The 1,181-nt window shown below is 40.7% G+C and carries 3 protein-coding genes; all 3 read left to right on the forward strand.

Annotation, left to right across the window (positions count from 1 at the left end; genetic code table 11):
* Positions 1–170 (forward strand): helix-turn-helix domain-containing protein (locus tag BLT07_RS20625; protein WP_139205196.1); only part of this gene is annotated, 170 nt, incomplete at its 5' end.
* Positions 171–460: 290 nt separating this feature from the next.
* Complete coding sequence (locus BLT07_RS20630) at positions 461–925, forward strand: PIN domain-containing protein (protein WP_091874517.1); 465 nt, start codon at positions 461–463, stop codon at positions 923–925.
* A complete protein-coding gene (locus BLT07_RS21165) occupies positions 912–1,073 on the forward strand; it encodes a hypothetical protein (protein ID WP_175455401.1) in 162 nt (53 codons plus the stop codon). The genes BLT07_RS20630 and BLT07_RS21165 overlap by 14 nt, the downstream gene beginning before the upstream one ends.
* The last annotated feature ends 108 nt before the right edge of the window (positions 1,074–1,181 follow it).

Genomic DNA, 1,181 nt, shown 5'->3' on the forward strand with positions numbered 1-1,181 from the left:
TCCGAATGGAACAAATGGGAATGAAACAAAAGGATCTGGTCGAAATGGTAGGGTTCAAAAGTCGTGTAAGCGAAATAATGAACAATAAGCGAAAATTGACCTTGGACATGATCAGAAAACTGAGCGCAAATCTGCACATCCCCACAGAAGTATTGATTCAGGAATACTAGGAGACTGCGGAAAAGCCAGTTGTCAACAATTGCTATAGCAAATAGGGCGTAAGGTCCTATGCCCATTGGCTTGGGCGTGTCTTCGAGCACCGCCAAATCTTTTGATTTGGCAATTAAGAGAACTAAGATAATAACAAAATGCAAAAGCCTTGGCTAGGGTCTAGACGGAAAGGCCGGTGCGTGCCGACCGCCCTACTTGCCATAGCCTTAACGAACATTCAAATCGACCTTCAGCCAAATTCAACCTGTCATTCTTTTTTCGTAAATTTATTGGAGCATAAAAACAATGGATGAAACAAAGGATTTATATTGATACTTCCGTTGTCGGCGGTTATTTTGACGAAGAATTCAAAGAAGATACTTGCGAATTTTTCAAGAGACTGGAGGGTAATGAAATAATCTTCGTCGTTTCGGAACTTCTGGATCTTGAACTGATCGGCGCTCCAGAAAATGTCAGGGAACTGCTTCACAAATATCCCACCGATAAATTCGAGCGGTTGGAACTGACAGAGGAATCGATTAAACTTGCGGACAAATATATCGCGGAAAAAGTGGTCGGACAGACCAGTTTGGTGGACTGCCGACATATTGCCCTTGCCACTATAAACAAAGTTGACGTATTGGCAAGTTGGAATTTCAAACATATTGTAAACTTGGACAGAATAAAAGGCTATAATTCGGTAAACCTAAAACTGGGCTACCAAATGATAGAAATTAGAAGTCCGAAAGATCTTATCAGATATGAAAACGATTGACAAAACGAAAACATTCGATGCCGTGAAAATGATGCGGGAGGTTCGGAACAAAATAGGTTCGGAAACTCAAAATATGACCTATTCAGAATTGAAAAAATACATTGAAAAACAAATGAAGGAAAGCAAATTGAAACCGATCGGGAAATAGCACTAAAGATAACAATGGTAACCGTTGCACAAGCCTATAATATCATGAAGGACGGACCTATACAAGCCTCTTGAAGGAGCTTTTCCGTGGCCGGATCAGTATGGGAAA

It is taken from the genome of Pricia antarctica, from assembly GCF_900101815.1.
Taxonomy (GTDB): domain Bacteria; phylum Bacteroidota; class Bacteroidia; order Flavobacteriales; family Flavobacteriaceae; genus Pricia; species Pricia antarctica.

Bases quoted from the DNA above. Each gene is read 5' to 3' on its own strand.
- BLT07_RS21165 (WP_175455401.1), top strand. From the start codon at position 912: ATGAAAACGATTGACAAAACGAAAACATTCGATGCCGTGAAAATGATG.
- BLT07_RS20630 (WP_091874517.1), top strand. From the start codon at position 461: ATGAAACAAAGGATTTATATTGATACTTCCGTTGTCGGCGGTTATTTT.